This is a genomic window from Bacteroidia bacterium (genome assembly GCA_025056095.1).
Lineage (GTDB): Bacteria > Bacteroidota > Bacteroidia > JANWVE01 > JANWVE01 > JANWVE01.
Map to the genome: position 1 here is coordinate 1 of JANWVW010000119.1, position 8,529 is coordinate 8,529.

Sequence of the window (8,529 nt, forward strand, 5' to 3'; positions counted from 1 at the left end):
GGAGGGTGGGCGTTAGCCCAGTGCGGAGCGCAGCGCAGCACCGAAGCGATAGCGTAGCCCGAAGCACGCCGACCTTGTGGGCATGAGCGCAAGCGAAATGCCCACAAGGGCACGCCCAAAAAGAAAGTTTAATAAAATTCAGATGTAAAAGCAATACTCAATAGCATATTTAGTACCTCAATCGCTTTAATTAACTTTTGGCTATTTGTTTTTTAAGTTTTTTGTTTTTTAGATGCGATATCCTAATTTTGCCAAAAAACTGAATAAGTACCATGAACTATCAGACAATTAGTTTAATATTACAGAACATACTAGGCAGCTTTTCTTACTTTTTACCCGAATTTGCCCTTATAGCCTTCTTTTTAATCGCCATCATTGTGGATTTGGTGGTAGGTAAAAAGAATCAAACTATTACGCCTATTGTAGCTTTAGTAGGTTTGGTAATTGCGTTGGTTTTATCTGTCTTGCAGTATAATCTTTTATCTACTTTTATACAAACTAATAAAATAAGTGCTGTACCGTTATTTGCAGGCATGCTTACGCTTGACCGCGTAGCCGTGTTTTTTAAGCTACTTTTCGCCGTGTCTGGAATTTTAGGTATAGCCCTTACGCTCAACAGTAAAACAGCTGAAAATGCCAGAGGAATGGGCGAATTCTACGCCATTTTGATAGCCGTAGTTTTAGGTATGAATTTGATGGCTATGGCATCACACTTGTTGATGATTTTTATATCCATTGAGTTGGTTTCTTTGGGATCTTATGTGTTAGTTACTTACACCAGAACTAATCCAAAATCAGCTGAATCAGGGCTAAAATATGTAATATACGGAGGTGTTTCTTCAGGTTTTATGATTTATGGCATTTCCTTGCTTTACGGCTTCACAGGAACAATGGGACTTAATATCCAATTCATCACGGGCTTGTCAGAAATTCCATACACGGCACTTACAATTGCTGTTTTAATGGTATTAGCAGGTATTGGTTACAAAATTGCGATGTTTCCATTTCATTTTTGGTCCCCCGATGTGTATGAAGGTGCTCCCACACCTGTAACTGCTTTTTTAGCCGTAGGACCTAAAGCCGCAGGTTTTGCCCTACTGATGCGTTTTTTGATTAGTTTTACTACTACTGTCAAAGGCGTAACTGTTCCTGCTTTGAATATGGACTGGGTCAGCATTATTGCTATTTTGGCTATGATTTCAATGACCGTTGGTAATTTCTCTGCTCTATGGCAAAACAATGTAAAGCGTATGTTAGCTTACTCTTCTATTGCGCACGCAGGCTATATGTTAATGGGAGTAGTAGCGTTGTCTGTGTTAGGGATTAGTTCCGTCATGTTTTACTTGACTGTGTATTTAATTATGAACATGGGCGCGTTTGTTATTTTGACCATGATTACAGAGAAAATAGGTTCAGAGGATATTCGTGATTTCAGGGGTTTGGGATACAAGACGCCTTTACTTGGGGCTTGCTTAGTTTTGTTCATGGTTTCTTTAACAGGACTTCCCCCCACAGCAGGATTCATAGGCAAACTTATGCTATTTCAAGGTTTGTATGAGGCATGGCGAGTTAATCCATACACTAACATGACCGATATTCTATTTTGGTTAATGGTAGTAGGAGTTATTAACAGTGTAGTGTCTTTGTTTTACTACTTTAAGATACCTCTTTATATGTTTGTTCGCCAAAATGAAAATGCACCAGAAATGAAGCTTTCACCTTTTGGAACAGTGCTTGCTGTGGTATTAGCCGTTCCTACTTTGTTTATTGGAATATCTTTTAATTGGCTGATAGATTTTATTCAAAAAAGTTTTTCTTAAAGCGTTAGGTTGTTGATAATAAGCAATCAAAGGATAAGAATGGTAAAAGCAAAAACCTTATTTTCTGCTCAAACGACTGAAAGGAAAAATAATACGGCAGAGAATTTAATTGCAGCGATAGTGCAAGGTTTACAGGATAAGAAAGGTAAAAATATTGTTTTGATGGATTTGAGACATCTATCTACGGCAGTTACGGACTATTTTATACTTTGTTCAGGGGATTCAGATACACATATCAAAGCACTGTATGAATCGGTAGAAGAAAAAGTAGAGCAGATTTTACAGGAAAAGCCATGGCATACAGAAGGAAAAGAATTTAGAAAGTGGGTGCTATTAGATTATATTTCTGTGATTGTACATATTTTTTACCCTGAGCAGAGAAAGTATTACGCTTTGGAAGATCTTTGGGGTGATGCGTATTTTACTTATTACGATGACGTTGTATGAAAGAGTTTAAGCTGTAAAAAAATTCTAATCAGTAGACATTTTTATCTATATTTGCTTGCAGATACCATGACCATATCAAGAAGTGAGATGGGTTTGAACATGCGCCGGATGCGCAGTGCATTTTTAACGGCTGTGGTAAGTATTGGTATGGTTATGTTTCTTTTAGGCGGCTTTTTGATGATTATCCTACACGCAAGAGCTTTTATCAAAGTGCTAAGAGAACGAATAGAGATACAAGTTTTTATTAACGATGACATGAGCGCTGAAGCTAAAAGAGAACTTCGCTTGTGGATAGATAAACAGCCTTACACAAAATCAGCACGCTATATTAGTAAGCAAGAAGCCGCAGAGATATTTACTAAAAGAACAGGAGAAGACCTTTCTATTTTAGATAACAATCCGTTAGACGCTTCAATTAACATACGTTTGAAAGCAGAATATGTAGAGTCTTCAAAAATTGCCAAAATTAAAGAAGAGTTGTCTAGTAAAGAAGGAGTTATAGACGTAAGTTTTGATGAAAGAACAATCAACAGGATAAACAATAATATCAATAAATTGTGGCTTATCAGCGGGGGATTAACTATAATAATTGTGCTAGTATCTTTGCTTTTGACATTCAACACTATTAAACTATCTATTTATGCTAAAAGGTTCGTTATTCGCAGCATGCAGCTTATTGGAGCAACAAATAATTTTATTCGTAAGCCCTTCTTGGTACAAGGTACTTTACAAGGTCTAATTGCTAGCCTGATAGCCAGTGTATTAGTTATGCTACTTACGTACTTCACCATCCACCGTATTCCTGAACTCTCTATTATACAAAACACGACAGACATTATTTTAACTTTGTTAATACTACTGGCTTTTGGTACAGCCTTAGGGCTACTAGGTAGCTTGTGGGCAGTAAGTAAATACCTGAATTCAAATTTGGATAATCTATATACGTAAAGACATGGTAAGAAGACAAAAAAGTAATACAAACAGCAACAAAGAAGTGCCCTCTGTACAACTGCTCAATAAAAGCAAAGAGGAGCATAAGACATCTTCCTTGTCTAAAAATGCAATGTACAGTTCGCACACTGCTGTACCTAACAATATGGTTTTTACTAAGAAAAACTATATTCTATTAGGTGTTTCTATAGGAATTATTATGCTTGGATTTCTCATAATGAGTATGGATAAAGACACCTATGGTTTTTGGGCTTTATCTGTTGCGCCTGTAGTTTTATTGCTTGGTTTTGGTATGATTTTTTACGCTATTCTGTACAAGGACAAAACTGAACAGAGAGGAGAGAAAGTGTAAATGTCAGATAAGATAGAATACAAGTTTGATTTGCAGTTTTTGATAAATATATTTTTTAGGTGGCGAATGTACATTATAGCTGCCACTGTCATTGCTTTTGTGACAAGCCTGGTAACTAGTCTGTTTTTGAAAAACTATTATCGTTCAAAATGTGTAGTTTTAGCTTATAACGCTAACTCTCTCAATCCTGCTACGCTATTTTTGAGAAACTCCTTTGGAAGTGCTATTGTGGGAAGTTCTGTTATCACAGCAGGTACCGCAGAAGATTGCAGTAGAATTATGGCTATCATGGAAAGCAAGGATGTAACTGATGCCATCATCAAAGAATTTAACTTGTATCAAAGATACAATATTGACACAACGGATAAAAAAGCTTATACAAAAGCTAACCGGTACTTACAAGGTTATACAAACATTGTCAGAACTGACAAAAATATGGTAGAAGTAACCGTGGAAGACCAGGACCCAGTAATTGCTGCTAAAATAGCCAATCGATATGCAGAACTAGCTAATGAGAAAGGTTCTCAAATTTTCAAAGCAGATATTATGAGACACGCAGAGCTGTACAAGAAAAAATACGAAGAAAAATACAAGGAAATAAAACACATGCGAGACTCTCTTAATTATCTTGAAAGCAACAAAAAAACAGAAATGGGAGATAGACTTTACCTACAAAAAATATTGGAAGCAGAAACAAATATATTGGGACAGATAAAAAACGCCTATGAAGTAGCACAGCTAAGCGCAGAGCAAAAAATCAATGTGCTTAGTATCGTAGAAAGTGCAAGACCTGACTTTAAACCTGTTCGACCTAAAAGAGTATTGATTGTGTTAGGTGTTACACTAAGCACACTTGCTGCCAGTATTCTGATGGCTGCCGTAATAGAGTTATTCAAAGCTATACGAACTACACATGAATAATGTTGTATTAAAAAAAATTGGAATTGTAACAGGAGCAATACTTGTATTGACTAGCGGTATCGTACAAAGCATTTTGTTCGGTAGCGGGAACATAGCAGCTTATCTCATTCCATTTGCAATTCCTTTAACGCTATTAGTATTTTATTTTAGCTTTTTTAATCTAAAAAACCTTTATTATCTTATTATCCTTACTATTCCTTTCTCCATAGAAGTTGTATTACCTGGAAACTACGGGATGAGCTTGCCCTCAGAACCCTTAATGTTTGGTATGATGCTCCTATTCATTACTCAACTTCTCTTTTCAAATATAGATAAATCTTACTTTAATCATCCCGTTACATTTTTTATATTTTTATTTGTAGCATGGTTAGTTGTCACGACTTTTCAGTCCACCCATGTGTGGGTATCTGTAAAGTTCATTATAATGAAATGTTGGTTTATTTTAGTCTTCTACTTATTCACGGTTTATTTACTCAATGCGACTCAAAATATCAGCAAGATATTGGCGTTTTACATTGTAGGTATGGGGTTAGTGGTTATTTACACTTTGCTCAACCATGCTAAATATTCGTTTGATTTTGCACACAGCAGCAACGTCATGCGGCCTTTTTTTAGAAACCATGTTAACTATGGCGCCACAATAGCAGCAATATATCCCTACCTTTTAATAGGAGCTTTCCACAAACCTTTGAATATACAATGGCGAAGAGTATTACAAATTCTTCTTGTTATCTGCACAATTGGCTTGCTATTTACCTATACTCGTGCTTCTTATGCCGCGATATTTTTCCTGCCTTTCATTTATATTGTTTATCAACGCAAACTAGTTTCATTATCACTAGGAATTATCTTAGTGGCTACTGCTATTTTTATTAACTTCTTTTTTTCTAACTATTACTACATGAAATATGCATTAGAGGGGCAATATACAGAATTTCACCCTGATAGCTATGTTAAGCAACTTCAAGCTACGGCAAGAATGAAAGATGTCTCTACTATGGAACGTTTCTACCGCTGGATTGCTGCTTATAACATGATTCGGGCAAAACCTATTTGGGGCTTTGGACCAGGCACTTTTATTTTTGAATACAGAAATTATACTGTAGAAGCATTCAGAACTTCAGTTAGTGATAATCCTGAAAATTCAGGACTACACTCTCAATACTTAACTTATTGGGTAGAAACTGGCTGGATAGGTATGCTGCTACATGTGGGATTTACTATTTACATACTTATTTTTGCCAGCAAAGTCTATCATGCTTGTAAGGACATAACGGACAAAAAACAAGTTATTGCTGCTACGCTTAGTTTAATTACAATTGTCATTCACAACATTGTCAACGATTTATTAGAAGTAGATAAACTTGCTTCCTTATATTTTATTGCTATTGCAATTGTTGTTCATATAGATATGAAAAACAGATCAATTATACCAAAACGTATTCAAAAAGCAGACTAGTAAATATATCAAAAATGCCTGCATTGTTGCCAATTCAAAAATGATTTGTACTTTTGGTAAATGAAGCAAGAAAAACTCATAAAGAATGCCCTACCACATTTTATTGCAGTATTAGTAATGCTGCTTATTTTAGTGGTATACTTCAAGGAAGTAGTTATAGGAAACAAAGTTATTCAACAAGGTGATGTAAAAAATTTTTTAGGTATGTCCAAAGAAGCAGTGGACTACCGTAATAGCACAGGACAGGAAGCCTACTGGATAGGAAATATGTTCAGTGGCATGCCTGCATATCAGGTTAGCTTAAAAATGTACGGAAATTGGGCAAGGTACATAGATGAGTTTTTATGGAGAATCATACAAAGGCATGTAGCCATGCTTTTTATCACTATGCTGGGTTTTTACGTGCTGCTCAATGTAATGAAAATCAATCCCTACTTATCTTTGGCAGGTGCACTAGGATATGGCTTTTCTTCGTATTTTTTTATCATCATTGAAGCAGGACATAATAGTAAATTATGGGCAATATCATACATTGCTTGGGTCGTAGCAGGTTTGATGCTTATTTTTTATAGAAATAAGCGAGTTTTAGGGACAACACTGCTAGCTTTTGGTTTAGGGATGGAAATATACGCTAATCACTTACAAATCACTTATTATTTGCTACTTACTATTTTAATTTTCGCTATTAATGAACTCATTTTTGCTATTAAACATAAACAAATAAAACCTTTTGTTATTGACTCAACCTATGCCCTCATAGGTGCTTTAATCGGAATTTTAATGAATACCACACTAATTTTGACCACTTCTGAATACGCAAAGTACTCCACAAGAGGAAAATCGGAACTTACACAAATAATAAATAGTCAAAAAAAATCTTCAGGTTTAGACCCAGATTATGTATTTAGTTGGAGCTATGGTGTATCTGAAACTTTTACTTTGATGATACCCCGTTTTATGGGCGGTTCTTCTAACGAAACCAAAGTAACCACAAAAGACCTCAAAGAAATTGCAGAAAATCAAGAAGGTATAAGCTTTCCAACCTATTGGGGAGATAAACCCTTTACTTCAGGTCCTGTATATGTAGGGGCTATTATTTGTTTCTTGTTTGTTTGGGCAATGTTTATTTTACCTCATCGATATAAATGGTGGTTGTTTACAGCTACCTTACTATCCATCTTTTTAGCGTGGGGGAGAAATTTTGAAGCCTTTAACATGCTCTTTTTCAATTACTTTCCAGGATACAACAAGTTCAGAACCGTAGAAATGATATTGGTTATTGCTGAATTTACCATGCCATTTTTGGCTTTTATGGGATTAGCTCACTATGTACAGCATCAAGAAAGTTTAGATAAAAACAAAGTAATAAAACAGTTTTACTATGCGTTAGGAATTACCGCAGGACTTTGCCTAATAATAGGTTTGTTAGGTCCTAGCATAATGTCTTTTACCGCAGAGGTAGATAAACGTATTCAGCAAAAAGAATTTGTAGAACTGCTACGCGCAGAACGCGCTAACATGCTACGAATTGATGCCTTACGTAGCTTTTTATTTATTGTATTGAGTGCAGGATTATTATGGGCTTACATGACCAAAAAAATTCAACTTAACTTATTAGCTATTGGATTGTGTGCCTTAATTACAATTGATATGCTACCTGTCAATCGTAGGTATCTAGGTTCAGAAGCTTTTGTAGAACCTGTTTCTATGGAAATACAGCCCTATGCTTCGGATGATTTTCTCAAAAAAAATGACAACTCATATTACAGAGTGTATGCTTTTGCTCGCGGAGGATTGACACAAGACGCACATACGCCTTATTTTCATAAGTCCATAGGGGGCTATCATGGAGCAAAGTTAAAAAGATATCAAGAACTAATTGAGAATCAACTAGAGAAAATGAACCCAAATGTACTCAACATGCTTAACACTAAATACATTATTCTTAACCAACAAGTTATTATTCCAACTAATGTAGATAGCAGCATGCAAAAAATTAACCCAGGTACAGAAATTATTCATAAAGCAGCAGATGGAGAATTCGTATTACGAAATAACCAAGCCTACGGACATGCATGGATTACCCCCAAAATAGAAGTGGTCAATACACCTGACGAAGCTTTGAAAAAAATAGGTACAGTAGATAGCCGTAAAGTAGCTATTGTAGAAAAGAAAATGCAACCTTTGCTTAAACCTGTTGCAACCGATAGTATAAGAAGTACAGAATACGTCAAATTACAAAGCCCTTACAGCCCAAATAAGTTGGTTTATGAAGCAAATCTAGAAAAAGACCGTTTTATTACCTTTTCAGAGATATACTACCCCAAAGGCTGGGTAGCCAAAATAGATGGCAACCCAGTTCCTATTATCCAGACTAACTACGTGCTTAGAGGTTTGATTGTTCCTGCGGGCAAACATACCATTGAATTTACATTTGAACCTAAAGTCTATTTTATAGGCGAAAGTGTAAGTAAAATAGCATCGCTGATATGGATAGGTTTAGTTGCTGTAACTATTTACCTTTCTACCAAAAAAAGAAAACCACTGATCTGACTTATATTGCAGAACTTGGTAGGTTG

The 8,529-nt window shown here is 35.7% G+C and carries 7 protein-coding genes; all 7 read left to right on the plus strand.

Annotated elements, in window-relative coordinates:
* The first annotated feature begins 272 nt into the window (after positions 1-272).
* The 7 genes from NZ519_09245 to NZ519_09275 all read left to right on the plus strand — a co-directional run bounded on the left by NZ519_09245 (position 273) and on the right by NZ519_09275 (position 8,503).
* On the plus strand, positions 273-1,820 hold the full coding sequence (locus tag NZ519_09245; GenBank protein ID MCS7028938.1) for an NADH-quinone oxidoreductase subunit N: 1,548 nt from the start codon (positions 273-275) through the stop codon (positions 1,818-1,820).
* Positions 1,821-1,940: 120 nt separating this feature from the next.
* Positions 1,941-2,267, plus strand: a complete 327-nt coding sequence (gene rsfS / locus NZ519_09250) for a ribosome silencing factor (protein MCS7028939.1) — start codon at positions 1,941-1,943, stop codon at positions 2,265-2,267.
* Between the two features lie 66 nt (positions 2,268-2,333).
* Positions 2,334-3,215, plus strand: a complete 882-nt coding sequence (locus tag NZ519_09255; protein MCS7028940.1) for a permease-like cell division protein FtsX — start codon at positions 2,334-2,336, stop codon at positions 3,213-3,215.
* Positions 3,216-3,219: 4 nt separating this feature from the next.
* Complete coding sequence (locus tag NZ519_09260) at positions 3,220-3,570, plus strand: DUF3098 domain-containing protein (GenBank protein ID MCS7028941.1); 351 nt, start codon at positions 3,220-3,222, stop codon at positions 3,568-3,570.
* Positions 3,571-4,491 carry a Wzz/FepE/Etk N-terminal domain-containing protein gene (locus NZ519_09265; GenBank protein ID MCS7028942.1) on the plus strand — a complete coding sequence of 307 codons (921 nt, stop codon included), beginning with the start codon at positions 3,571-3,573 and terminating at the stop codon, positions 4,489-4,491. It abuts the gene before it with no gap.
* Positions 4,484-5,950: an O-antigen ligase family protein gene (locus tag NZ519_09270; protein MCS7028943.1), complete on the plus strand. Its 1,467-nt coding sequence runs from the start codon at positions 4,484-4,486 to the stop codon at positions 5,948-5,950. The genes NZ519_09265 and NZ519_09270 overlap by 8 nt, the downstream gene beginning before the upstream one ends.
* A gap of 60 nt (positions 5,951-6,010) precedes the next feature.
* The gene (locus NZ519_09275) at positions 6,011-8,503 is read left to right on the plus strand and encodes a YfhO family protein (protein ID MCS7028944.1); all 2,493 of its coding nucleotides are present in this window, start codon (positions 6,011-6,013) and stop codon (positions 8,501-8,503) included.
* Positions 8,504-8,529: the final 26 nt, after the last annotated feature.